At 65.3% G+C, this 25,580-nt stretch carries 22 protein-coding genes; 20 read left to right on the top strand and 2 right to left on the bottom strand.

The window, feature by feature from the left end:
- Window positions 1–41 precede the first annotated feature (41 nt).
- From ACM43_RS33845 to ACM43_RS33815, 7 genes are all read left to right on the top strand, one after another.
- Window positions 42–695, top strand: coding sequence for a TetR family transcriptional regulator (locus tag ACM43_RS33845; protein ID WP_271546050.1), 654 nt, complete (start codon window positions 42–44; stop codon window positions 693–695).
- A 69-nt stretch (window positions 696–764) separates the two neighbouring features.
- Entirely contained in the window at window positions 765–1,523 is a 759-nt protein-coding gene (locus ACM43_RS33840) for an SDR family NAD(P)-dependent oxidoreductase (protein ID WP_024337318.1), read from the top strand.
- A gap of 192 nt (window positions 1,524–1,715) precedes the next feature.
- Complete coding sequence (locus tag ACM43_RS33835) at window positions 1,716–2,522, top strand: enoyl-CoA hydratase/isomerase family protein (RefSeq protein WP_271546048.1); 807 nt, start codon at window positions 1,716–1,718, stop codon at window positions 2,520–2,522.
- 43 nt (window positions 2,523–2,565) lie between these two features.
- Complete coding sequence (locus ACM43_RS33830; protein WP_271546046.1) at window positions 2,566–4,437, top strand: AMP-binding protein; 1,872 nt, start codon at window positions 2,566–2,568, stop codon at window positions 4,435–4,437.
- A 162-nt stretch (window positions 4,438–4,599) separates the two neighbouring features.
- The gene (locus tag ACM43_RS33825) at window positions 4,600–5,727 is read left to right on the top strand and encodes an acyl-CoA dehydrogenase family protein (protein ID WP_271546044.1); all 1,128 of its coding nucleotides are present in this window, start codon (window positions 4,600–4,602) and stop codon (window positions 5,725–5,727) included.
- Window positions 5,728–5,858: 131 nt separating this feature from the next.
- Window positions 5,859–7,103, top strand: a complete 1,245-nt coding sequence (locus ACM43_RS33820; protein ID WP_271546043.1) for an acyl-CoA dehydrogenase — start codon at window positions 5,859–5,861, stop codon at window positions 7,101–7,103.
- A gap of 136 nt (window positions 7,104–7,239) precedes the next feature.
- Complete coding sequence (locus ACM43_RS33815; protein WP_271546041.1) at window positions 7,240–8,484, top strand: acyl-CoA dehydrogenase; 1,245 nt, start codon at window positions 7,240–7,242, stop codon at window positions 8,482–8,484.
- A gap of 69 nt (window positions 8,485–8,553) precedes the next feature.
- On the opposite strand, the gene ACM43_RS33810 is transcribed toward ACM43_RS33815, so the two are convergent.
- Window positions 8,554–10,149 (bottom strand): ABC transporter substrate-binding protein, encoded by a 1,596-nt coding sequence (locus ACM43_RS33810; protein WP_271546039.1) that lies wholly within the window; start codon window positions 10,147–10,149, stop codon window positions 8,554–8,556.
- Between the two features lie 196 nt (window positions 10,150–10,345).
- Here ACM43_RS33810 and ACM43_RS33805 point away from each other — a divergent pair, with 196 nt between their 5' ends.
- From ACM43_RS33805 to ACM43_RS33750, 12 genes are all read left to right on the top strand, one after another.
- Window positions 10,346–12,004 carry an ABC transporter substrate-binding protein gene (locus ACM43_RS33805; RefSeq protein WP_271546037.1) on the top strand — a complete coding sequence of 553 codons (1,659 nt, stop codon included), beginning with the start codon at window positions 10,346–10,348 and terminating at the stop codon, window positions 12,002–12,004.
- Between the two features lie 244 nt (window positions 12,005–12,248).
- Window positions 12,249–13,202, top strand: coding sequence for an ABC transporter permease (locus ACM43_RS33800; RefSeq protein WP_057028344.1), 954 nt, complete (start codon window positions 12,249–12,251; stop codon window positions 13,200–13,202).
- A gap of 216 nt (window positions 13,203–13,418) precedes the next feature.
- A complete protein-coding gene (locus ACM43_RS33795; RefSeq protein ID WP_057028343.1) occupies window positions 13,419–14,321 on the top strand; it encodes an ABC transporter permease in 903 nt (300 codons plus the stop codon).
- 2 nt (window positions 14,322–14,323) lie between these two features.
- Entirely contained in the window at window positions 14,324–15,385 is a 1,062-nt protein-coding gene (locus tag ACM43_RS33790; protein ID WP_271546033.1) for an ABC transporter ATP-binding protein, read from the top strand.
- On the top strand, window positions 15,382–15,579 hold the full coding sequence (locus ACM43_RS33785; protein WP_036020905.1) for a hypothetical protein: 198 nt from the start codon (window positions 15,382–15,384) through the stop codon (window positions 15,577–15,579). Before ACM43_RS33790 ends, ACM43_RS33785 begins: the two co-directional genes overlap by 4 nt.
- Window positions 15,576–16,991, top strand: a complete 1,416-nt coding sequence (locus ACM43_RS33780; RefSeq protein WP_271546028.1) for an amidase — start codon at window positions 15,576–15,578, stop codon at window positions 16,989–16,991. Before ACM43_RS33785 ends, ACM43_RS33780 begins: the two co-directional genes overlap by 4 nt.
- Window positions 16,988–17,965: an ABC transporter ATP-binding protein gene (locus tag ACM43_RS33775; RefSeq protein ID WP_271546026.1), complete on the top strand. Its 978-nt coding sequence runs from the start codon at window positions 16,988–16,990 to the stop codon at window positions 17,963–17,965. Before ACM43_RS33780 ends, ACM43_RS33775 begins: the two co-directional genes overlap by 4 nt.
- 99 nt (window positions 17,966–18,064) lie before the next feature.
- Window positions 18,065–18,334, top strand: a complete 270-nt coding sequence (locus tag ACM43_RS33770; protein WP_035997080.1) for a GlsB/YeaQ/YmgE family stress response membrane protein — start codon at window positions 18,065–18,067, stop codon at window positions 18,332–18,334.
- A 254-nt stretch (window positions 18,335–18,588) separates the two neighbouring features.
- Window positions 18,589–20,337, top strand: a complete 1,749-nt coding sequence (locus ACM43_RS33765) for a type I secretion system permease/ATPase (RefSeq protein WP_057028339.1) — start codon at window positions 18,589–18,591, stop codon at window positions 20,335–20,337.
- 10 nt (window positions 20,338–20,347) lie between these two features.
- Complete coding sequence (locus ACM43_RS33760; protein WP_271546022.1) at window positions 20,348–21,679, top strand: HlyD family type I secretion periplasmic adaptor subunit; 1,332 nt, start codon at window positions 20,348–20,350, stop codon at window positions 21,677–21,679.
- Window positions 21,680–21,883: 204 nt separating this feature from the next.
- A complete protein-coding gene (locus tag ACM43_RS33755; RefSeq protein WP_271546021.1) occupies window positions 21,884–23,353 on the top strand; it encodes an AMP nucleosidase in 1,470 nt (489 codons plus the stop codon).
- A gap of 46 nt (window positions 23,354–23,399) precedes the next feature.
- Window positions 23,400–23,708, top strand: coding sequence for a DUF1488 family protein (locus ACM43_RS33750; RefSeq protein WP_271546019.1), 309 nt, complete (start codon window positions 23,400–23,402; stop codon window positions 23,706–23,708).
- 170 nt (window positions 23,709–23,878) lie between these two features.
- On the opposite strand, the gene ACM43_RS33745 is transcribed toward ACM43_RS33750, so the two are convergent.
- Window positions 23,879–24,361: a CinA family protein gene (locus ACM43_RS33745; protein WP_271546017.1), complete on the bottom strand. Its 483-nt coding sequence runs from the start codon at window positions 24,359–24,361 to the stop codon at window positions 23,879–23,881.
- Between the two features lie 145 nt (window positions 24,362–24,506).
- Here ACM43_RS33745 and ACM43_RS33740 point away from each other — a divergent pair, with 145 nt between their 5' ends.
- Window positions 24,507–25,565, top strand: coding sequence for an amidohydrolase family protein (locus ACM43_RS33740; protein ID WP_271546015.1), 1,059 nt, complete (start codon window positions 24,507–24,509; stop codon window positions 25,563–25,565).
- Window positions 25,566–25,580: the final 15 nt, after the last annotated feature.

Raw genomic sequence — 25,580 nt, 5'->3', positions numbered from 1 at the left:
CTTATCTGCGCCCCGCTTCCAGCGGCCAAACAGGGATCTCCGTGGCGACCAGCGTACCGAACAGGCTTCCCGGCGGGAAAAATTCCACGGCAGAGAAATTGCTGGTGGCCGCGAGCGAGCTGATGATCGAACGCTCCTCGATCGAGATCTCGCTCTCCGACATTGCGCAGAAGTCGGGCGCCAACGCGGCCCTGGTCAAATATCACTTCGGCAACAAGGACGGCCTGCTGCTGGCGCTGCTCGCGCGGGATGCCGCGACCGAGATGACCAACCTCGAATATCTGCTGGCGCAGCCGATCACGTCGACGGCGAAGCTGAAGCTGCACATCGCCGGCATCATCCGTGCCTATCACCGGTTCCCCTATATGAACCGGCTGATCCACTATCTCTTGCACGAGACCAGCGCGAGCTCTGCCGACGAAGTCTCGAAATTCTTCGTTGCGCCGCTGTTGGACTTCCACCGCCGCCTGCTGGCGGAAGGCGTCAGCCGCGGCGAATTCCGCCCGACCGATCCGGTGCTGTTCTACACCAGCCTGATCGGCGCCTGCGATCACCTGTTCTTCGGCCGGCACGCGATGTCGCGCGCGACCGGCGTCGGCCCGGTCACCGACGATGTCTGCCGGCAATACATCAAACACATGGAAACGCTGATCTGCGGCGGAATACTGAACGAGCGAATGGCGAATGGCGAATAGCGAATTGGGCCGCAGGCTCCATTCGCCACTCGCTATTCGCCATTCGCCACAACAAGGAGAGGTTCTAAAATGCAGTTGAAAGACGTAGCCGTTCTCATCACCGGCGGCGGCTCGGGCCTTGGTGCCGCGACCGCCCGCGCCATGGCCGCCAAGGGCGCCAAGATCGGCGTGATCGATCAGAGCAAGGAAAACGCCGAGAAGGTGGCCGCCGAAGTGAAGGGCGTCGCGCTGCACGCCGACGTCACCAGCGAGGAGCAGATCAAGGCTGCGATTGCCAAAGCGGAAGCCGCACACGGCGTCGCCCGCGTGCTGATGAACTGCGCCGGCATCGGCGGCTCGCAGCGCATCGTCGGCCGCGACGGTGTCTATCCGCTCGAAAAGTTCGCGCGCATCATCAACGTCAACCTGATCGGCACGTTCAACTGTCTGCGTCTGTTCGCTGAGCGCCTCGTCACTGCGGAGCCGATCGGCGAAGAGCGCGGCGTCATCATCAACACTGCCTCGGTTGCCGCCTACGAAGGCCAGATCGGCCAGATCGCCTATTCGGCCTCGAAGGGTGGCGTCGTCGGCCTCACGCTGCCGGCCGCGCGCGATCTCGCCAGCCAGAAGATCCGCGTCAACACCATTGCGCCCGGCCTGTTCTTCACGCCGCTGCTGATGGGCTTGAACGAAGAGGCCCGCAAGAGCCTGGGCGCCCAGGTGCCGCATCCCTCGCGTCTCGGCGATGCCAACGAATACGGCATGCTCGCGGTGCACATCGTCGAGAACCCGATGCTGAACGGCGAGACCATCCGCCTCGACGGCGCGATCAGGATGGCGCCAAGGTAGGCGGCTCTCTCTTACCCTCCCCTGGAGGGGGAGGGTCGGCGCGAAGCGCCGGGGTGGGGTGATCTCTCCACTCGGGCACTGTTCGGTGGGGAGAGACTGTCACCCCACCCCGCTCGCGCTGCGCGCGATCGACCCTCCCCCTCCAGGGGAGGGTGGGAGACGGTCTCTGTGTGGCACGAAGGTACGAGCCTCATGTCCCAACCGCTGCTGATCGAGCATGACGACGGCGTCGACCGGGTGACGCTCAATCGGCCCGAGCACCTCAACGCGCTCGATCCCGCGCTGATCGATGCGCTCAACGATTATTTCCAGGGCCTGCAACGCAATCGCGACACGCGCGTCGTCGTGCTCAAGGGCGCCGGCAGGAATTTTTGTGCCGGCCTCGATCTCAAAGCCGCGATGGAGCGCCGGGCCGGGCAGCAGGAGCCGCCGGGCGTCACGGAGTCGCTGGATTCGCAGCGGCGCATCGCCGACATCGTGATACTGATGCGGCGCTGTCCGCAGCCGATCCTGGCGCTGGTGCAGGGCGCGGCCGCCGGCGGCGGCTTTGCGCTGGCGCTGGCCTCAGACATGCGCATCGCGACGAGATCGGCGCGGATGAATTGTGCCTTCATCAAGCTCGGTCTCGGCGGCTGCGACATCGGCACCAGCTATTTTCTGCCGCGCCTCGTCGGCGTCTCCGTTGCATCCGAGCTGATCCTCACCGGGCGCTTCATCGGAGCGGAGCGCGCGCTCGCGGTCGGCCTCGTCTCGGAGCTCGTGGACGAGGACAAGCTCGATGACGCGGCAGGGCCTTACGTCGAGGCGATGATGACGGCCTCGCCCGTGGGCCTACGGCTATCCAAGGAATGCCTCAACATGAGCGTCGATGCCGGCTCGCTCGAAGCCGCGATTGCGATGGAGGATCGCAACCAGGTCCTGTGCAGCCGCTCGGAGGAGTTTTCGGAAGGCATCAGGGCCTTCCTTGAGAAGCGAAAGCCTGTCTATATCAGGCGCTGAACGAGAACGATCCGCAAAGGACAGTAATTCCGGGAGACGCAAAATGAGTGGAAGCGCGGCAGCGGTGATGACGAAGCCCGCCTTTCGCAAGGTCCAGTGGCTCGCGCGCGACATCGACGTCGAGCGCCGCGCCGACGGCACGGTGGTGCTGAAGTCGCGCATTCCGCTGCAGCCTTATGAGAAGCACATTCCGGCGTCGCTGGCGAAATGGGCGAAGGAAGCGCCCGAGCGCATCTGGCTGGCGCAGCGCGGCGGTCCGAACCGCGAATGGCGCAAGGTGTCCTATGGCGAAGCCAAGCGCATCGTGGACGCGCTGACGCAAGGCTTGCTCAATCTCGAGCTCGGCGGCCGGCCCGTCACGATCCTCTCGGGCAATTCGATCGAGCATGCGCTGATGACGCAGGCTGCGATGCAGGCGCGCGTCCCCGCAGCGCCGGTATCGCCGGCCTACTCCTTGATGAGCCACGACCACGTCAAGCTGAAGTATCTGTTCGACCTGATCAAGCCGGCCGTACTGATGGTGCAGGACGGACCGACCTTCGAGAAGGCGCTGAAGGCGCTCGACCTCAGCGGCGTCACCGTGGTCCACGTCGCGCGGCCCTGCGAGGGCATCAAGAGCGTCAGCTTTGCCGAGCTCGCAGCAACGCCCGTCACGGCCGATGTCGAGGCCTCGATCGCGAAGATCACGCCGCAGACCATCGGCAAGCTGCTGTTCACGTCGGGCTCGACCGGCATGCCCAAGGCCGTCATCAACACGCAGGAGATGATGTGCGCCAATGCGGCGATGATGATGCAGGTGCGGCCGCGCGATCCGAACGGGCCTGTTGCGACCATGCTGGACTGGATGCCCTGGAACCACACCATGGGCGGCAATGCCGCGTTCCATCCAATATTGGTCGACGGTGGCACGCTCTATATCGATGACGGGCGCCCGATGCCGGGCCAGTTCGAGGAGACGCTGCGCAATTTGCGCGAGATCTCGCCGACCTATTACGCCAACGTGCCCGCCGGCTATGCCGCGCTCGCCGCCGCCATGGAGAAGGACGACGCGCTTTGCCGCTCATTCTTCAAGAACCTCTCGATCATGGCCTATGGCGGCGCGCGCCTGCCTGACGATCTCTACGAGCGCATGCAAGCGCTGGCGGTAAAGACCACCGGAGAGCGGATCGTGTTCTATACCGGCTGGGGCTCGACCGAGACCGCGCCGACCTCGACCGGCACCTATTGGGACACCGAGCGCGTCGGCCTGATCGGCCTGCCGTTCCCAGGCGTCGAGTTGAAGATGGTGCCTTGCGGCTCGAAGTACGAATTGCGCCTGCGCGGCGTCAACGTCACGCCCGGCTATTTCGGCCAGCCGGAGCTGACCAGGAAAATGTTCGACGAGGAAGGATTCTACTGCATTGGCGATGCCGGCATCTTCGTCGACGATGCCGATCCGGTGCAAGGCATCATCTTTGCCGGCCGCGTGGTGGAAGACTTCAAGCTCACCACCGGCACGTTCGTGCATGTCGGCTCTCTGCGGACCGATGCGATCGCAGCAGCGACGCCTGTGGTGCACGACGCGCTGGTCGCGGGGCAGGACCGTCCCTTCATCGGCCTCTTGGCCTGGCCGAACCTGCACGCCTGCCGCCAGCTGGCCGGCAATCCCGATCTGAGCTTTACCGATGCGGTGAAGCATCCCGAGGTGATCGCCTGCTTCAGGCGCGGCCTGGAAGCCCACAACCGTGAGTGCGAAGGCGCCAGCAGCCGGGTCATCGCGCGCGCGATGCTGATGGTCGAGCCGCCTTCGATCGACGGCAACGAGCTCACCGACAAGGGCTACATCAACCAGCGCGCCGGCCTGGAACGCCGCGCGGCGCTGGTGGAGCGGCTCTATGCGGACAAGCCGGATGAAGATGTGATCGTGCTGAAATGAGAGCGCAACTCTCTCCCCTCGTCATTCCGGGATGGCCCGAAGGGCCAGGCCCGGAATCCATAACCCCGGCTCGTGGTTATGGATTCCGGGCTCGCGCCAAGGGGCGCGCCCCGGAATGACGGTGCCAATAAATGACAACGAATAAACAAAGGTAGCCCCGCCATGAACTTCGATTTCTCCGACGACCAAAAACAGCTCCGCGACCAAGCGCGCAAGTTCCTCGCCGAGAAATGCTCGCCCAAGGCGGTGCGTGTCGTGCTCGACGGCAAGACGCCTTACGACAAGGAGCTGTGGAAAGGCCTCGCCGAGATGGGCTTCCTCGGCGTCGCGATTCCCGAGGAGTTCGGCGGTGCCGGCGCGGGCCATCTCGAGCTGTGCGTGATCGCGGAAGAAATGGGCCGCGCCAACGCGCCGGTGCCGTTTTCCTCGACCGTGTACCTCGCCGCCGAAGCGTTGCTGATCGCCGGCAGCGACGCGCAAAAGAAGAAATGGCTGCCGGCGATTGCGTCCGGAGAGGCCATCGGCACGCTGGCGCTGTTCGAGGGCAAGGGCAACCCAGCGCCGAAGAACGTCAAGCTGACGGCTGCGAACGGGGTGCTCAACGGCGTCAAGAAGCCGGTCGCCGACGGTGCCATCGCCGATTTTGCGGTGGTTGCCGCGCGCACGGGATCGAGCGGGCGCGACAATGACATCTCGCTGTTCCTGGTCGATCTCAAAGCCGGCGGCGTCGAGGTCAAGAACCTCACTAATCTCGATCCGACCCGCGGGCAGGCCGAGATCACCTTTAAGGACGCCAAAGCCGAGCCTCTCGGCGCCGCGGGCGACGGCTGGAGCATCCTCACCCAGGTGCTCGACCGCGCCGCGGTGCTGTGCGCGTTCGAGCAGGTCGGCGGCGCCGACCGCGCGCTGGAGATGGGCCGCGACTACGCGCTGGACCGCATCGCCTTCGGCCGGCAGATCGGCTCGTTCCAGGCCGTCAAGCACATGCTGGCCGACATGTACGTCTCGGCGACGCTGGCGCGATCCAACAGCTATTACGGCGCCTGGGCACTCTCGACCAATGCGGCCGAGCTGCCGGAAGCCGCCGCCGCCGCGCGCATCAGCGCGACGCAGGCGTTCCAGCACTGCGCCAAGAACAACATCCAGGTCCACGGCGGCATGGGCTTCACCTGGGAATTTGACTGCCACATGTACTACCGCCGCGCCAATGCGATGGCGCTTGGCCTGGGCAGCCTGTCCTATTGGGAGGATCAGCTGATCGACCGCATGCGGAAGAAGAACGCGGCGTAACCCTCGCTCGTGTCCCGGACGCGGCGCGGAGCGCCGCAGAGCCGGGACCCAGGGGCTGCAATGGACCCCGGCTCTGCAGCGCACCGCTTCGCGCTGCGCAGCGTCCGGGGAACGAACCGAGAGATGAGACCATGAACTTCGACGACACCCCGCAGGAAGCCGAGTTCCGCGCCACCGCCCGCGCCTGGATCAACGCCAACGCGCCCAAGCAATACGAGGAGGAGCTGCGCAAATCCTCGCTCGGGCGTACCGTGCTCAAAAACGCGGATATCCTGCAGGTCGCAAAAGCCTGGCAGAAGAAAAAGGCCGACGCCGGCTGGGCCTGCCTGCACTGGCCGAAGGAATATGGCGGCCGCGGCGCCTCGCCGATCGAGCGCGTGATCTGGCAGCAGGAGGAAGGGCCGTTCGGCCAGCTCTCCCGCATGTTCATCATCGGCCACGGCATGTGCGGGCCGACCATGATGGCGTTCGCGCGCGAGGAGCATAAGCGCACCTATCTGCCGCCGCTCGCCTCCGGCGAGAAGGTCTGGTGCCAGCTGTTCTCCGAGCCCGCCGGCGGCTCTGATGTCGCGGGCCTCCGCACGCGTGCGGAGAAGGACGGCGACGACTGGGTGATCAACGGCCAGAAGATCTGGACCTCGGGCGCGCATTATTCAGACTATGGCATCCTGCTCACGCGCACCGATCCGACCGTGCCCAAGCACAAAGGCCTCACCATGTTCTTCCTGGACATGAAGAGCCCCGGCGTCGAGGTGCGGCCGATCAAGCAGGCGAGCGGCGCCTCGGATTTCAATGAGGTCTATTTCACCAACGTCCGCATCCCCGACCATCAGCGCCTCGGCGAGGTCGGCGACGGCTGGAACGTCTCGCTGACCACGCTGATGAACGAGCGCAGTGCGATCGGCGCGGCCGTATCGACCGGTTTCCCTGAATTGTTCGAGTACTGCTCCAGCTTGATGCTCGACGACGGCCCGGCGATCGAGGATCGCGCGGTGCGCTCCAAGCTGGCGAACTGGGCGGTGAAGGCGAGCGGCTTGAAATACACCAGCATGCGCGCGATCTCGGCGCTGTCGAGGGGCGAACGCCCGGGGCCGGAGAACTCCATCGGCAAGCTGGTGGCGGGCTCCATGATCCAGGACGTCGCGACCTACGCGTTGGATCTGCAGGGCGCGTCCGGCGTCGTCAGCGGTGAGGATGCCGAGCTCGCCGGCCGTTTCCAGGCCATGCTGCTGCGCGCGCCGGGTACCCGCGTCGAAGGCGGCACCGACGAGATCATGCGCAACATCATCGCCGAGCGGGTGCTGGGCCTGCCAGGCGACATCCGCGTCGACAAGGACGTGCCGTTCAACAGGATCCCGACGAAGGGAAGGAATTAGCCGTGTCCCGGACGCGATGCAGCACGCAGTGCTGCTTCGCAGAGCCGGGACCCAGATGGCCGCAATGGGCCCCGGCTCTGCAGCGCACCGCTTCGCGCTGCGCAGCGTCCGGGGCACGAGAGAGGAGAGCTCGAAGATGAATTTCGACGACACCCCGCAGGAAGCCGCGTTCCGTGAGACCGCGCGCAAATGGATCGAGACCAACGCGCCGAAGGAGCTGCATGGCGAGCTATCAAAGTCCTCGCTCGGCCGCATCCGCCTTGCCAACCGCGACATCGTCGAAGTCGGCAAGGCCTGGCAGAAGAAGAAGTTCGAGGGCAATTGGGCCTGCCTGCACTGGCCCAAGGAGTATGGCGGCCGCGGCGCGACGCCGATCGAGAAGGTGATCTGGCAGCAGGAGGAGGGCGTCTACGGCAAGCTGACGCAGCCGTTCCAGATCGGCGAAGGCATGTGCGGACCGACCGTGATGGCGTTCGGCAGTGAGGAGGCCAAGCGCCGTTACTTGCCGAAGCTCGCATCGGGCGAGGAGATCTGGTGCCAGCTGTTCTCCGAGCCGTCTGCCGGCTCCGATGTCGCAGGGCTTCGCACACGCGCGGAGAAGAAGGGCGACAATTGGGTCGTCAACGGCCAGAAGATCTGGACCTCGGGCGCGCATTATTCCGACTATGGCCTCCTCATCGCACGCACCGATCCGAACGTGCCCAAGCACAAGGGCCTCACCATGTTCTTCCTGGACATGAAGAGCCCCGGCGTTGAGGTGCGGCCGATCAAGCAAGCCAACGGCATGCAGGAGTTCAACGAGGTCTATTTCACCGATGTGGTGATCCCCGATAGCCAGCGGCTGGGCGCCGTCGGCGACGGCTGGAACGTCTCGCTGACCACGCTGATGAACGAGCGCATGTCGATCGGCGCGCGGCTCGCGACCGGCGTGCCTGAAATGTTCGAGCTCTGCTCGAACCTGATGCTGGAGGAGGGCCTCGCCATCGACGATCCCGCCGTGCGCTCGAAGCTCGCGAGCTGGGCGGCGAAGTCGAACGGGCTGAAATACACCAGCTACCGCACGATCTCGGCGCTATCGAAAGGCGAGCGCCCGGGCCCGGAGAATTCGATCGGCAAGCTGGTCTCGGGCATGATGCTGCAGGACATCGCGACTTACGCCATGGACCTGCAGGGTGCGGCCGGTGTTCTCACCGGCAACGACGAGGAAACGGCCCAGGGCCAATTCCAGCAGATGCTGCTGTCCTCGCCCTCGATGCGCATCGCCGGCGGTACCGACGAGATCCTGCGCAACATCATCGCCGAGCGCTTGCTGGGCCTGCCGGGCGACATCCGCGTCGACAAGGACGTGCCGTACAACAAGATCCCGACCAAGGGGCGGTGATCGCGCGCGCTGAGCATGGACCTCGGGTGGGCAAAGGCGCAAAGCGCCGTGCCCACCCTTGCGCGTTGCTCACTCCACCCCGATCGTCGTCAAGTCCTGGAACCAGTGCTGCGCCTGCACGAACTGCTTGATCTTCGGTGACAGCGCGTGCGGGTTGGTGTCGTGGACGACCCACACCAGCGTGGCATCGTCCACGATCAGCGCATGCGCCTGCGCCAGCAATTGATCCTGCTTGGTGCTCTCGAAAGTCTGCTTGGCCTCGTCGATCAGCGCGTCGACCTTCGGGTTCTTGTAGCCGCCCCAATTGACGCCTACCGGCGCGATCTGGCCGGAATGGAAGAAGCGGACGATGGCGTAAAGCGGATCCGAGGTGACATAGGCGATGTTGTTGGAGGTGATGCCGGCGTTCATCTCGTCGGCGGCGCCCTTGCGCCAATGCGTATAGAGCGTCTCCAGCTCGACCACCTTGAAGTCGATCTCGATGCCGATCTCCTTGAAGCTTTGCTGCAGGAATTCGTTCATCGGCAGCGACAGCATCTGGCCGGTGCCGCCTTGCGCGATGATGAAGGTGGTCTTCAGCGGCTTTGCTTTGGAATAGCCCGCTTCCTCCACCAGCTTCTTGGCGGCGGCGAGATCATATTTCAGCTCGAAGCTGGGCTTGCCGAACCACGGGCTCGACGGGTCGACCTGGCCCTTGGCGGGCTTGGCGAGGCCGTTCATCAGTCCGACGACTTCGTCGCGGTTGATCGCAAGGTTCAGCGCCTTGCGCAGGCGGATGTCGGTCCAGGGCGAGCCCGGCAGCACGCTGAGGTGATAATTCCACACATGCGGCGTGACGTTGTCGACCAGCTTCATTCCGGCCGCCTTCAACTGCGGCACGGCATCCGGCGCGGGTGTCTCGATCAGGTCGACCTGGCCGGCGAGCAGCGCATTGGTGCGCGTCAGCGCTTCCGGCATCGGTACCAGCACAATCTTGTCGGCCTTGGGAATGCGCTTCTTGTTCCAGTAGTCCGGATTTTTGCTGAGCTCGGCGAGCTCGCGCGGCACCAGCTTCGTCAGCTTGAACGGGCCGGTTCCGGAGGGCTGGCTGGCGAACTTGTCCCAATCCTTGCCGAGTTTTTCGTATTGCGCCGGGCTCGAGACCAGGAACCACAGCATCTGGTAGGGGAAGAAGGAATCGACCGTCTTGGTGGTGATCTCCACGGTGGAGTCGTCGATCTTGGCGTAGCTGGCGACGGAGGGGAGGCGGGTCTTCACCTGCGCGCTCTGCCGCTTGTCGAATTGCGGCGCCTTGTCGTTGAGCACCTTGTCGAGATTCCAGATCACCGCATCGGCGTTGAAATCGCTGCCGTCGTGAAACTTCACGCCCTTGCGCAAGCTGAAGCGCCACTTCGTCTTGTCGGCATCGTCCACCTTCCATTCGGTGGCAAGGCCCGGCACCAGCTTGCCGGGGCGGTCGGCGACGTCCATCTCCCAGGCCACCAGGGGATCGTAGATCGTGTAGGCCGTGAACTGATAGGCGCCGGCGCCGCGATCAGGCTGGCCGGTGGTGAGCGGAATATCCGCCATCGAGATGCCGTAGCGCACAACACTCTCCGCGCGCGCCGAGATTGCGGAGGACGCCAGCGCAAGCACGGCGAGACAGGTCGATAAGCGAATACGCATGGTCCAAGCTCCCAGGGATTTCGGAGCCGAACTTGCAATCTTGATGCCAGAATAGGCAGCCCGCCTGGTTGCCTCCTGGCGATCCACAAGGACTTGTCGCCGCAGGCAAGATTTGCAGAAAAAGTTTCTCCTTGGCATAGCCATTGCATACCATTGCATCAAAATTAATCATCCAAAGCCGGAGAAGGACGAGGCGATGCTTACTAAGAAGAAGACACGTGCGGCACTGATCGCGGTGCTCGCTCTGACGACAGCCGCCGCATGGCCGCGTGTGGCGAGCGCGCAGACCGTGCTGCGCATCGGCATGACCGCTGCCGATATTCCGCGCACGCTCGGCCAGCCCGATCAGGGTTTTGAAGGAAATCGCTTCACCGGCCTCACCATGTACGACGCGCTGACCGGCTGGGACCTGTCCTCCGCCGAGAAGGCGAGCGTGGTGATCCCCGGTCTTGCCACCGAGTGGAAGGTCGACGATGCCGACAAGACCAAATGGGTCTTCAAGCTGCGCCCCGGCGTCACCTTCCACGACGGCTCGCCGTTCAACGCGGACGCCGTGGTGTGGAACGTCGAGAAGGTGCTGAAGCAGGATGCGCCGCAATTCGACGCCAGCCAGGTCGGCGTCACGGCCTCGCGCATGCCGACGCTGGCCTCGGCGAAGAAGATCGACGACATGACCGTCGAGCTCACCACCAAGGAGCCCGACAGCTTCCTGCCGATCAACCTCACCAATCTGTTCATGGCGAGCCCGGCGAAGTGGCAGTCCTTCTACGACAAGACCGAGGGCGCCGACGCCAAGGCGAAGTCGCAGGCCGCCTGGACTGCGTTTGCCAAGGACGCCTCGGGTACCGGTCCCTGGAAAATGGCGAGCTTCACGCCGCGCGAGCGGCTCGAGCTGGTCAAGAACGCGAACTACTGGAACAAGGATCGTGTGCCCAAGGTCGACAAGATGGTGCTGCTGCCGATGCCGGAAGCCAACGCGCGCACCGCGGCGCTGCTCTCCGGCCAGGTCGATTGGGTCGAGGCGCCGGCACCGGACGCGATCCCCGAATTGAAGCAGCGCGGCTTCAAGCTCTACTCCAACGAGCAGCCGCACGTCTGGCCATGGCAGTTCTCGCGCGTCGAGGGCTCGCCCTGGAACGACATCCGGGTGCGCAAGGCCGCGAACCTCTGCGTCGACCGCGAAGGCCTCAGGGACGGTCTGCTCGCCGGCCTGATGGTGCCGGCGACCGGCACCTTCGAGCCCGGCCATCCCTGGCGCGGCAATCCCACCTTCCAGATCAAGTACGACAAGGCGGCTGCGCAAAAGCTGATGCAGGAGGCCGGCTACGGTCCCAACAAGAAGCTGACCGTGAAGACGCAGACGTCGGCGTCCGGCTCGGGCCAGATGCAGCCCTTGCCGATGAACGAGTATCTGCAGCAGGCGCTGGCCGAATGCTATTTCGACGTCCAGCTCGACGTCATCGAATGGAATACGCTGTTCACCAACTGGCGCCGCGGCGCCAAGGATCCCAGCGCCAACGGCTCGCACGCGACCAACGTCACCTACGCGGCGATGGACCCGTTCTTCGCGCTGGTGCGCTTCCTGCAGTCGGGCATGGCGCCGCCGGTCTCGAACAATTGGGGCTTCATCAACAACCCCAAGTTCGACGAGCTGGTGAAGAAGGCGCGCCAGACCTTCGATCCCGCCGCGCGCGACGCCGCGCTCGCCGAGCTGCACGCAGCCTCCGTCGACGACGCCGCTTTCCTTTACGTCGCCCACGACGTCGGCCCGCGCGCCATGAGCCCGAAGGTGACAGGCGTCGTGCAACCGAAGAGCTGGTTCATCGACTTCTCGCCGGTGTCGATCAAGCAGTGAGGTGAGTACGCTCTATCGACGCGTCATGCCCGGGCTTGACCCGGGCATCCACGTGTCTCCTCCAGCTCCGTCATTGCGGGATCGTCCGAAGGACCAGACCTCAGGTGTGCAATTGCGCACCGGGGAATCTCGAGATTCCGGGTTCGATGCTTCGCATCGTCCCGGATGACGAACCAAGAAAACGTGGATGGCCGGGACAAGCCCGGCCATGACGACCACTACGCACTAACTTGAGTAATCCAACGTGCTCGCCTATACCGCCAGACGCATTGTCTACGTCGTCCCGATCGTCATCAGCGTCGCGCTGGTGTGCTTCCTGCTCGTGCACATCACGCCGGGCGATCCGCTGGTCGCCGTGCTGCCGGCCGACGCGTCGCAGGAGCTCGCCGCGCAGCTGCGCGCCGCCTACGGCTTCGACCGGCCGCTGCCGGTGCAGTTCGGCCTGTGGCTGTTGCGTGCCCTTCACGGCGATCTCGGCAATTCCATCGCGACGGGGCGTCCGGTGCTCGCCGAGGTCATGCGCGCGGTCGGCAACACCGTCACGCTCGCAATTGCCGCCGCCATCATCGGCTTCACCATGGGCGTCTTGCTCGGCCTGATCGCCGGCTATTTTCGCGAGACCTGGATCGACAAGGTCGCGACCTCCTTTGCCATCGCCGGGGTCTCGGTGCCGCATTACTGGCTCGGCATGCTGCTCGTCATCATCTTCTCGGTCCAGCTGAACTGGCTGCCCGCGGTCGGCGCCGGCCCCAGCGGCTCCAACTCCTGGGCCTGGGATTGGGCGCATCTCAAATATCTCGTGCTGCCGGCGATCACGACGTCGGTGATCCCGATGGGCATCGTCACCCGCACGGTCCGCGCGCTCACTGGCGACATTCTCTCGCAGGACTTCGTCGAGGCTTTGCGTGCAAAGGGCCTGCGCGAAACCGGCGTGTTCCGCCACGTCATCAAGAATGCCGCGCCCACCGCGCTCGCGGTGATGGGGCTTCAGCTCGGCTACATGCTCGGCGGCTCGATCCTGATCGAGACGGTGTTCTCCTGGCCGGGTTCGGGCTTCCTGCTCAACTCGGCGATCTTCCAGCGCGACCTGCCGCTGCTGCAGGGCACGATCCTGATCCTGGCGCTGTTCTTCGTCTTCCTCAATCTCCTGGTCGACATCGCCCAAGCCGCGATCGACCCGCGCATCAAGCGGGGCTAGCGGGATGCATTTGAGCCGAGCTATAGCCGCGAAGCCGGTGCGCTCCCTCCCCCGCGAGCGGGGGAGGGTTGGGGAGAGGGTGTCTCCGCTCGCGAGAACCCCCAAGAGGCGAAAGCCCTCACCCGTCGCTTCGCGACGACCTCTCCCGCAAGCGGGAGAGGTTAACCGACCAAGCGGTTCGCACCGACCACACCGATACGCAACGGGAGCCAGCCGATGAGCGAGCTTCCGCTGTCCGCCACCGCCGACGCCGCGCTGCAGGCGGCGCCTGCCACCAAGGCGCGCGGCTATTGGGCGACCGTCGGCCGCCGCATCATGCGCGACAAGGTCAGCATGGCCTGCGCGCTGGTGTTGCTGCTGATCTTCCTCTCCGCGATCCTCGCGCCGTGGCTCGGTCTCGAAGACCCCTACAAGGGTTCGATGATCCGCCGGCTCCGCCACATCGGCACCACAGGCTATCCGCTCGGCACCGACGAGCTCGGCCGCGACATGCTGGCGCGGCTGATCTATGGCGGGCGCCTGTCGCTGGTCATCGGCATCCTGCCCGTGATCCTGGCCTTCTGCATCGGCACCTCGCTCGGCATCATTGCCGGCTATGTCGGCGGCAAGCTCAACACCGCCATCATGCGCACGGTGGACGTGTTCTACGCCTTCCCGTCGGTGCTGCTGGCGATCGCGATCTCTGGCGCGCTCGGCGCCGGCATCCTCAACTCCATCGTGGCGCTGACCATCGTGTTCGTGCCGCAGATCACCCGCGTCGCCGAGAGCGTCACCACCGGCGTGCGCAACATGGACTTCGTCGAGGCCGCCCGTGCCTCCGGCGCGGGCGCCTTCACCATCATGCGCGTCCACATCCTCGGCAACGTGCTCGGCGCGATCTTCGTCTATGCCACCAGCCTGATCTCGGTCTCGATGATCCTGGCGGCCGGTCTGTCCTTCCTCGGCCTCGGCACCAAGCCGCCGGAGCCGGAATGGGGCCTGATGCTGAACACGCTGCGCACCGCGATCTACGTCAATCCCTGGGTCGCAGCCTTGCCGGGCGCAATGATCTTCGCAGTCTCGATCTGCTTCAATCTCCTTTCGGACGGCCTGCGCAGCGCCATGGACATCAGGAATTAGCCATGAGCGAGATCAACGCATCTGTCGCCATGCTGGAGCCGGTCGAGGACCGCGGCGGGCTCGCGCAGCCGCTGCTTCAGGTCAACGGCCTGACCAAGCATTTTCCGGTGCGCGGCGGCCTGTTCGCCGCCAAGCGCACGGTGCGTGCCGTCGACAATGTCTCCTTCTCCGTCGCCAAGGGCGAGACGGTCGGCATCGTCGGCGAGTCCGGCTGCGGCAAGTCCACGACCGCGCGGCTCCTGATGCACCTGATGCCGCGCGATGACGGCGACATCATCTATGACGGCATGACCGTCGGTCAGTCGCTGAGCTTGCGCGAGCTGCGCCGCGGCATGCAGATGGTGTTCCAGGATTCCTACGCTTCGCTCAATCCGCGCCTGACGATCGAGGAGTCGATCGCCTTCGGTCCCAAGGTCCACGGCATGGCCGATGGCTCGGCGCGCAATCTGGCGCGCGAGCTGCTCGGCAAGGTCGGCCTGCGCCCGGAAAACTTCGCCAACCGCTATCCGCACGAGATCTCCGGCGGCCAGCGCCAGCGCGTCAACATCGCCCGCGCGCTGGCGCTGTCGCCGCGGCTGGTGATCCTGGACGAGGCCGTCTCGGCGCTCGACAAATCCGTCGAGGCGCAGGTGCTCAATCTGCTCGCCGATCTCAAGCGCGAATTCGGCCTCACCTATCTCTTCATCAGCCACGACCTCAACGTGGTGCGCTACATCTCGGACCGCGTGCTGGTGATGTATCTCGGCGAGGTCGTCGAGCTCGGCCCGGTCGACCAGGTCTGGGACAGCCCGGCCCATCCCTACACCCGCGCGCTGCTCGCGGCGATGCCGTCTTCCGATCCCGACAGGCGCACCGAGACGCCCCCGATCACGGGCGATCCGCCCAATCCGATCGATCCGCCCCCCGGCTGCCGTTTCCACACCCGTTGCCCGTTTGCGGAGCCGCTCTGCGCAAATGCGACACCAAAGCTCACCGCGCTGGATAATATGGGTCACGAGGCCGCGTGCTACATGGCCATACCGGGCTCAGGCCATAGCCGCGCCCCCAGGGGAGATATCGCATGACGAGACCGACACCGAAAGAGATCAAGCCGATCGCGCATATCGCCGGCGTGCCCGTGGACGACGAGATCGCGATCCGCATCTCCAATGCCATCGGGCCCGCCTTCGAAGGCTTCGCCGCGATCGCCGGCACGCTGCCGTTCGATCTGGAGCCCGCAACTTACGTGCTCGCGCAGACGCAGAAGGTGTCGAAATGAGCCGTGAGCCCGCTCTGATGACGCTCACCGAGGTCGCGCGCGCGATCGCGATGAAGCAGGTGTCCTCGCACGAGGCGACGCGTGCGCTGCTGCAGCGCATCGCGCAGTGGCAGCCGCATCTCAACGCCTTCATGTCGATCGAGGCCGAGGCTGCATTGAAAGCGGCGGATGCTGCCGATGCCGAGCTCGCCAAGGGCAATGTCCGCGGTCCCCTGCATGGCGTGCCGCTTGCGCACAAGGACATGTACTACGATGCCGGCCACGTCTCGACCTGCGGCTCGCTGATCCGCCGCGACTTCGTGCCGAACGTCACGTCCACCGCCTTGCAGCGGCTCAAGGACGCCGGCCAGGTCCGGCTCGGCACGCTGCATCTCGCCGAGTTCGCCTATGGCCCGACCGGGCACAACGCCCATTACGGTCCGGTGCGCAATCCCTGGAACGTCGCCCATATCACCGGCGGCTCCTCATCCGGCTCCGGCTCGGCGGTGGCCGCGCGCCTGACCTATGCGGCGCTCGGCTCGGACACCGGCGGCTCAATCCGCATGCCCGCGCATTTCTGTGGCGTCACGGGGCTCAAGACCACGGTGGGCCGCGTCAGCCGCGCCGGCGCAATGCCGCTGTCGCAATCGCTCGACACCGTCGGCCCGCTGGCCCGCACGGCCGAGGATTGCGCGCTGTTGCTGGCGCTGATGGCCGGGCCTGATCCCGCCGATTCGACCTGCAGCCACGAGCCGCTCTCGGACTACGTCGCGGCCACCAAGAGCTCGCTCAAAGGTCTCAAGATCGGCGTGCCCGCCTCGTTCTACGTCGACGATCTCGACAGCGAGGTTGCGCGCGTGCTCGACGAGACCATCGCGGTGCTCAAGCGCGAGGGCGCCGACATCGTCCCCGTCGAGCTGCCCGACCAGCGGCAATTGTCCTCGGCCAGCCAGCTCGTGCTCGCCGCGGAAGCTGCCGCCTTCCACAAGCGCTGGATGATCGAACGTCCGCAGGACTATGGCCCGCAGGTCTTGATGCGGCTTCAGAACGGCCTCGCCGTTCCCGCCATCACTTACCTCGAGGCGATGCGTTGGCGCGGGCCGGCGCTCGCGGCCCACAATGCCGCGACGGCAGGCGTCGATGCGGTGATCGCGCCGGCGTCCCCAGTGCCGGCGCCGACGATCGAGGAGAGCGACGTTGGCGGCGGCCCGAACGCGCCGGCGCTGTTGCAGCGGCTGACGCTGTTCACCCGCCCGGTGAATTTCCTGGGCTTGCCGTCACTGACCATTCCGTCGGGCTTCACCACGACCGGCCTGCCGGTCGGCATGCAGCTGATCGGCCGCTCCTTCGACGAAGCCACCCTGCTGACCATCGGCGCCGCGTTCCAGCGCGTCACCGATTATCACGATCGATTGCCGAAACTGCCGTCATGACAAAACTCGTCGAGATCTCAGGCCTCAACATCCGCTTCACCGGCGAGCGCACGGTCTATGCCGTGAACGATCTCAGCCTCTCGCTCGGCAACAGTGAGGTGCTGGGCCTGCTCGGCGAATCCGGCTCCGGCAAGAGCGTGACCTTGCGTGCGCTGATGCGGCTGTTGCCGAGGAAGCGCACGCAGATCTCGGGCACGGTCAATGTGTTGGGTCGTGACGTGCTCGCCATGAACGACGAGCAGCTGTCGTCCTTTCGCGGCCAGACCGTCTCGATGATCTTCCAGGAGCCTGCGCTCGCGCTCGATCCGGTCTACACGATCGGCGCGCAGATCGCCGAAAGCGTCGTGCGCCACGAAGGCAAGAGTTTTGCGGAAGGGCGCGCGCGGGCGCTGGAAATGCTCGAGGTGGTGCGCATTCCTTCCGCCAAGCGCCGGCTGGATGCCTATCCGCACGAAATGTCCGGCGGCATGCGCCAGCGCGCCATGATTGCGCTGGCGCTGGCCTGTCGTCCCAAGATTCTGCTCGCGGACGAGCCGACCACCGCACTCGATGCCACCGTGCAGATCCAAATCCTGCTGCTGCTGCGCGAACTCCAGCGCGAGTTCGGCATGTCCGTCATCTTCGTCACCCACGACATCGGCGTTGCGATCGAGATCTGCGACCGCGTCGCAGTGATGTATGCCGGCCAGATCGTGGAGCAGGGCACCTTGCGCGACATCGTCCGCTCGCCGGTGCATCCCTATGCCAAGGGCCTGCTCGCCTCCACCATCCACGGCGCCAGGCGCGGACAGCGGCTGGAGACCATCCCCGGCACGCCGCCGTCGCTGGCCGAGAAGCCGCACAATTGCTCCTTTGCTCCCCGCTGCAAGCTCGCCGAGCCGCGCTGCCTGGAGCAATTGCCTGCCAATGTCGAGGTCGGGTCGGGCCGGGCGGCGAGGTGCGTGCTGGCGGAGCCGGTCACCGCAGTATCATAGTTCGGATGAATGAGCCGGGCTGAGCGAGCCTCCAGCATTCACACCCCGTTCATTCCGGTTCCCGTTCCATGGCTCCGTTCACGGAGAGGAACCTCACGGATGTACATTTCCAACGAAGGCCTGCTCGTTATCCTGTTCGTCGGTCTCGTCGCCGGTTGGCTCGCCGGCAAGATCGTGCGGGGCGCCGGGTTCGGCCTTATCGGCGACATCGTGATCGGCATCTGCGGTGCGCTGGTGGCAAGCCTGCTGTTTCCAAAGCTCGGCATTCGCCTGGGCACCGGCTTGATCTCCCAGATCGTCTATTCTGCCATCGGCGCGGTCATCCTGCTGCTGGTGGTCCGTCTGGTGCGCGGCGGGGGCCGGCTCTAGCCTCTGCATTCGGCTGAGCGGAACTTGAGCCGCGCTTTTCGCGGAAGCGGCTGAAAGCCTGCAAGAAAAAGCCGCAAGCCTGTGGAATTCCGGACTTGCGCGGAAGGCTGTCGGGGGTAGATGTGGCCCATGAGGCCTCGGATTAAATTCGACCGCGTTGGACGGCCGGAAAACAGATGTTAATCCAAGGCGAGTACTCCTTGAATCGCCTTTGAAATCAGGGCTTTGCCCGTTAGCCGAAAGAGATCAGACTGATGGCAGCCATCCCTGGCGTCCGCCGTTCAGAGCTCGGTGACGCTTTGCGCGCTTGTCGCACGGCCTTCATCGGCGTGGGCCTGATGAGCTGCATGATCAACCTGCTCTATCTGACCGGGTCGATCTTCATGCTGGAGGTCTATGACCGGGTGCTGCCGAGCCGCAGCATCCCGACCCTGGTCGGCCTCATCATCCTCGCCAGCTTCCTCTACATGGCGCAGGGCGTGCTGGACATGATCCGCAACCGCATCTTGGGGCGGATCGGCACCGCGCTCGACGAGGCCCTCAATAAGCGCGTGTTCGACACCATCGTGCGCCTGCCGCTGCTGGTCGGCAGCCGCAACGAGGGCCTGCAGCCGCTGCGCGATCTCGACAATGTCCGTTCCTTCCTCGGCGGCATGGGCCCGAGCGCGTTCTTCGACCTGCCCTGGCTGCCGCTCTATCTCGCCATCTGCTTCGCTTTCCATGTCCTGATCGGCGTCACCGCGCTGGTCGGCGCCATCATCCTGGTCGGGCTGACGCTGGTGACCGAGTTCATGTCGCGCCAGCCGGCGAAGGAGGCGATGGGCCTCGCCGCCCAGCGCAACGATCTCGCCCAGGCCAGCCGCCGCAACGCCGAAGTGATGGTGTCGATGGGGATGGCCGGCCGGATGAACCAGCGCTGGAGCGAGGCCAACGAAAAATACCTCGCCGGCAATCAGCGGGCGAGCGACGTCGCCGGTGGTCTCGGCGCGGTCGCCAAGGTGCTTCGCATGATGCTGCAATCGGCCGTGCTCGCGGTCGGCGCCTATCTCGTCATCCACCAGGAGGCCACCGCCGGCATCATCATCGCCGGCTCGATCCTGTCCGCCCGCGCGCTCGCGCCGGTCGATCTCGCCATCGCGCATTGGAAATCCTTCGTCGCGGCGCGCCAGAGCTGGCAGCGTCTGACGCGCCTGTTGGAGCAGATGCCGGCGCAGGCGATGCCAACCCAGCTGCAGGCGCCGACCAGCCGGCTCTCGGTCGAGGGCGTCGCCATGGTGCCGCCCGGCGATCAGCGTCTCGTGGTGCAGGATGTCACCTTCGCGCTCGCCGCCGGCAACGGCCTCGGCGTGATCGGCCCGAGCGGTTCCGGCAAGTCGTCGCTGATCCGCGCGCTGGTCGGGGTCTGGCAGCCGGTGCGCGGCAAGGTGCGGCTCGACGGCGCGGCGCTCGATCAATGGACGAGCGACGCGCTCGGCCGCCATATCGGCTATCTGCCGCAGGACGTCGAATTGTTCGGCGGCACCATCGCGCAGAACATCAGCCGGTTCGATCCCGAGGCCACCTCCGAGGCGATTATCGCCGCGGCCAAGGAGGCCGGCGTGCACGAGATGATCATCAAGATGCGCGAGGGCTACAACACCCAAGTCGGCGAGCAGGGCGCCGCGCTTTCCGCAGGTCAAGCCCAGCGCGTGGCGCTGGCGCGCGCTCTCTACGGCAACCCCTTCCTGATCGTGCTCGACGAGCCCAATTCCAATCTCGACACCGAAGGCGACGAGGCGCTGACCCGCGCCGTCCGCTCGGCGCGCGAGCGCGGTGCCATCGTCGTCGTGGTGGCGCACCGCCCGATCGGCGTCGAGGCGGTCGACCAGATCCTGGTGCTGCGCGACGGCCGCATGCAGGCCTTTGGGCCGAAGGAGCAGGTGCTCGCCCAGGTGCTGCAGCCGCGCGTGACGCCGCCGGCGCCGATCAAGATCGTCAGCGAAGGCGGAGTGGCCAAACCATGAGCACGAAGCCATGAGCACGATGGCCATCGGCGGCCCCAAGGCGGCCGCGAAGACCGTCCGCGACTCCATCAGGTTCCACCTGATGCTCGGCCTCGCCATCGTGGTGGTCCTGGTCATCGGCCTCGGCGGCTGGGCCTCGACCGTCCTGATCTCGGGCGCGCTGATTGCGCCGGGCCAGATCGTGGTCGAATCCAACGTCAAGAAGGTGCAGCATCCGACCGGCGGCGTGGTCGGCGAGGTGCGCGCCCGCGACGGCGACCTGGTCAAGTCTGGCGACATCGTGGTGCGGCTCGACGACACCGTCACCAAGGCCAATCTTGCCATCGTCACCAAGAATCTCGATGCGGCGCAGGTGCGTGCGGCGCGATTGCAGGCCGAGCAGCGCGGCCTCGACCGAATCGAGTACCCGCAAAGCCTCATCGAGCGGGCGGGCGATCCCGACGTCAAGGCGCTGCTCGCGGCTGAAACCAAGCTGTTCGAGGTCCGCGTCAACGGCCGCACCGGGCAGAAGGCGCAGCTGCGCGAGCGCATCACGCAGCTCAACGAGGAGATCGCCGGTCTCAGCGCCCAGGAAAAGGCCAAGGACCAGGAGATCGCGCTGGTGCTGAACGAGCTCACCGGCGTGCGCGAGCTCTACGACAAGCGTCTGGTGCAGATCTCGCGCCTGACCCAGCTCGAGCGCGACTCGGCCCGCCTCAATGGCGAGCGCGCGCAGTACATCGCCGCGCGCGCCCAGGCCAAGGGCAAGATCACCGAGACCGAGCTCCAGATCATCCAGATCGACAAGGACGTGGTCAGCGAGGTCTCCAAGGACCTGCGCGAGACCAACGACAAGATCGGCGAGCTGATCGAGCGCAAGGTCGCGGCCGAAGACCAGCTCCGCCGCGTCGACATCCGCGCGCCGCAGGACGGCATGGTGCTGCAATCGAGCGTGCACACGATCGGCGGCGTCGTCACCGCCGGCGACACCTTGATGCTGATCGTGCCGCAGGCCGACGATCTCCAGGTCGAGGCCAAGGTCAATCCGGTCGACATCGACAAGCTCCAGATCGGCCAGAAGACGCTGCTGCGCCTTTCCGCGTTCAACCAGCGCACCACGCCCGAGCTCAACGGCGTCGTCAGCCGCGTCTCGCCCGACGTCACCACCGACCAGCGCACCGGCCAGAGCCATTACACCATCCGCGTCTCGATGCCGCCGGAAGAAATCGCCCGGCTCGGCGACGTCAAGATGATCCCCGGCATGCCCGTGGAAGCCTTCGTCCAGACCGGCGACCGCACCATGTTGTCCTATCTGATGAAGCCGTTTCACGACCAGCTGATGCGCGCGTTCCGCGAGAAGTGACGCGCGACATCGCGTCATCTTCACCCGTCATTGCGAGCGTAGCGAGGCAATCCAGTCTCGTAGGGTGGGCAAAGGCGCAAAGCGCCGTGCCCACGATCTTTCACACGATGAGCATATTGGTGGGCACGCTTTCGCTTTGCCCACCTACAACACCGCCTTCTTTGCTATAGTTCGACTCAGGCCCAATCATCCGGCGGTCGAACCATGCAATCCCCACCCTCCATCGCCACCCAATCCTTCTCCGACGCGTCCCTCGCCGTTGCCCGCCTCGAGGAGATCTACGAGCGCAACACGAAATTCCTGCGCGACCGGTTCGAAGCCTATGTCGGCGGCGAGGCGATCACGACGCGGGTTCGCGCCTACTATCCCTTCGTCCGTCTCACCACCGCGACGCATGCGCGGCTGGATTCGCGTCTTGCTTACGGCTTCGTGGCCGGACCCGGCGTGCATGAAACCAGCGTGACGCGGCCGGATCTGTTCCGCAGCTATCTCACCGAGCAGATCGGCCTCTTGATCCAGAACCACGGTGTGCCCGTCGAGATCGGCGAGTCCGCCGAGCCGATCCCGATCCACTTCGCCTATCGGCGCGACATCAATATCGAAGCCGCCATCACCACCAGCGAGAACTCGTCCGTCACACGCTCGCTGCGCGATGCGTTCGACGTGCCCGTTCTCGCGACGATGGACGATTCGATCGCCGACGGCACCTTCGAGCTCCAGCCCGGCGCGCCCGAGCCGCTGTCCCTGTTCCGCGCCGCCCGCGTCGATTACTCGCTGCGCCGGCTCTATCACTACACCGGCACCGATCCCGAATATTTCCAGAACTTCGTCATCTTCACCAACTACCAGTTCTATGTCGACGCCTTTGCGCAAGCGTGCCAGCAGCGGCTGCAGTCCGGCGAGGCCGGACTCGAGGCTTTCGTCGCGCCCGGCAACGTGATCACGAACAGCGGCGGCGCGATCAGCGGCACTGCGCCGGCTCGTGCACCGCAGATGCCGGCCTTCCACCTGGTCGCACCTGGCTATCGCGGCATCACGTTGATCAACATCGGCACCGGCCCGTCCAATGCGCGCAATGTCACCGACCACGTCGCGGTGCTGCGGCCGCATGCCTGGCTGATGCTCGGCCATTGCGCGGGCCTGCGCAACACGCAGCGGCTCGGCGATTACGTGCTGGCGCACGGCTATGTGCGCGAGGATCACGTGCTCGACCGCGAGCTGCCGCTGTGGGTGCCGATCCCGGCTCTGGCCGAGATGCAGGTCGCGCTCGAGGAGGCGGTCGAGGACGTCACCGGGCTCGAAGGCTTCGAGCTCAAGCGCCTGATGCGCACCGGCACGGTCGCGAGCGTCGACAACCGCAATTGGGAAATTTCCGGGCCCGAGGTGATCCGCCGGCTGTCGCAATCGCGCGCGGTGGCGCTCGACATGGAATCGGCCGCGATCGCCGCCAACGGCTACCGCTTCCGCGTTCCCTACGGCACGCTGCTGTGCGTCTCCGACAAGCCGCTGCATGGCGAGATCAAGCTGGCCGGCATGGCCAGCGAATTCTACCGCCGTCGCGTCGGCCAGCATCTCGAGATCGGCCTGAAGGCGCTGGAGCGGCTCAAGCAGCAGGAATCGGAACGGCTGCATTCGCGCAAGCTCCGCAGCTTTGCCGAAGTGGCGTTCCAGTAGGGCCGAGGCCGCACTTTGCTGCTGACAAGCGCAGCGATTTTCAGCATTGTCCGGCGCGGGGCTCGACCGGGACGACTTGATGCCACTCATGCGCCACAAGATCATTGGCCATGATCTGGAACGGCTGGCCTTTCGCTTCACCATGCTGAACGATGGCGAGGTCGTGCAGTGCCAGATCAGCGACGCCGCGATGGACGAGCTCGCGGGCATGCAGGGCACCGAAAGCAGCGCGCGTCAGGCGCAATTCCTGTCGCTGCGCGAGACCATCGAGCGGATCGCGTCGGATCTCTACGACGAGGCACCGCGATTCCCGGGCTATGTGGTGCGGATTTTCATGCGGCATTTGGAAAGGTAGCTGTCTCGCCACACTCCGTCGTCATCGCCCGGCTTGACCGGGCGATCCAGTACTCCGAGACGGCAGTGATAGAACCGAGAAGACGCGGCGTACTGGATGCCCCGGTCAAGCCGGGGCATGACAGCGATTATGTGGCGAGCTTGTCCGCTCGCTCACATCGCACAGCCGCATCACCCCTCAAGCTTCCTCAACAACAGCTTCAGCGCCGCCGCTGCGAACACCTGCATGTTGCCGAACCGGTCGTTGCTCCCCGTCTCCAGCGTCATCACCTCCATGGCGGGCCCTGCAACTGCCATGCAGCTATGGCCCGCCGAATCGCCGTAGCGGTTGCCGGTGGGGCCGGCGGCGCCGGTCTCGGACAGGCCCCAATCGCTGTCGAAGCGCGTTCGCATCTGCTCGGCCAGCAATTGCGCGTAGGGCTCCGACGAGGACCGAAAGCCCCTCATTCCTTCGTCCGAAATATCCATGAGCACGCGCCTGGCATCGCGCGTATAGACCACCGCGCCGCCGAGGAAATAGGCGGATGCGCCGGGCACCGCGAGCAGGCTGGCCGCGATCAAGCCGCCGGCGGAGGATTCGGCAACCGCAATGGTCTGTTTGCGCGCGATCAGTTTGGCGGCGACCTGTTCCGCAATGCCGACGAGCTCTTTCATGTCGTAACCCCTCATTCCTTCGCAACCGAGCTCAGCCTTCCTAGCATATGACAGGACGCTTGGCCGAGTTGCGGGCGGCGGGCAGGCCTGCTTGAATGGCGGGGATAAGAAGAGACATGCGAGGAAACGTGAGAAGGGAGACGTAATGGCATCCCTGATCGCCGGCGGCATCGACTGCGACGTGCATCCGGCCGTGCCGCATCTGACCAGCCTGCTGCCGTACCTGAACGATTATTGGCGCGATCAGGTCACGACGCGCGGCATGGTCGACCTTGTCTCGCAATCCTATCCGCAGAACTCGCCGATCACCGCGCGGCCGGACTGGCGCCCCGAGACCGGCAAGCCCGGCGAGAGTCTGGAGGCCATGCAGCGTCACGTGCTCGATCCCTTCCAGCTCAAGCATGCGATCTGCAATCCGCTCTACGGCGTTCAGATGGTGTTTTCGGAAGACATGCAGGCGGCCTTCTGCCGCGCGCTGAATGATTGGCTGGCGAAGGAGTGGCTCGATCGCGACGCGCGGCTCCGCGGCTCGATCGTGATCCCCACGCAAAGCGTCGAGAAAGCGGTTGCCGAGATCGAGCGCTGTGCACCGGACGAGCGCTTCGTGCAGGTGCTGATGCTGGTGATGGGCGATACGCCGCTCGGCAAGCGCGCGCTGTGGCCGATCTACGAGGCCGCGGAACGTCTGGAACTCCCGGTCGGCATCCACGCCGGTTCCGCCTATCACAATCCGCCGACCGCCGTGGGCTGGGGGTCCTATCACATCGAGGATTATGTCGGGCAGGCCCAGGCGTTCCAAACCCAGCTCACCAGCCTGATCGTCGAGGGCGTGTTCGCCAAATATCCGCGGCTGAAAATGGTGATGCTGGAGTCCGGCGTGTCCTGGATCGCGCCCTATCTGTGGCGTCTGCACAAGTTCTGGCGCGGGGTGCGGATGGAGACGCCGTGGGTCGATCGCGCGCCGCTGGAGATTGTGCGCAGCAACATCCGCTTCTCGTTACAGCCATTTGATGCCCCGCCGGAACCCGAGACATTAATTCGCCTGTTTGATCATATGCAGTCGGACGAATTGGTCCTATTCTCCACGGACTATCCGCACTGGCAGTTCGACGGCCAGGACGCGCTGCCCGAAGGTCTGTCCCCCGATCTCGTGCGCAAGATCATGATCGACAATCCGCATGCAACCTATCCCCGCCTGACATGAGCCCGCTGCCAAAGG

Source organism: Bradyrhizobium sp. CCBAU 45321 (assembly GCF_028128975.1).
Lineage (GTDB): Bacteria > Pseudomonadota > Alphaproteobacteria > Rhizobiales > Xanthobacteraceae > Bradyrhizobium > Bradyrhizobium yuanmingense.
This window is presented reverse-complemented; position numbering and strand designations above follow the sequence as displayed.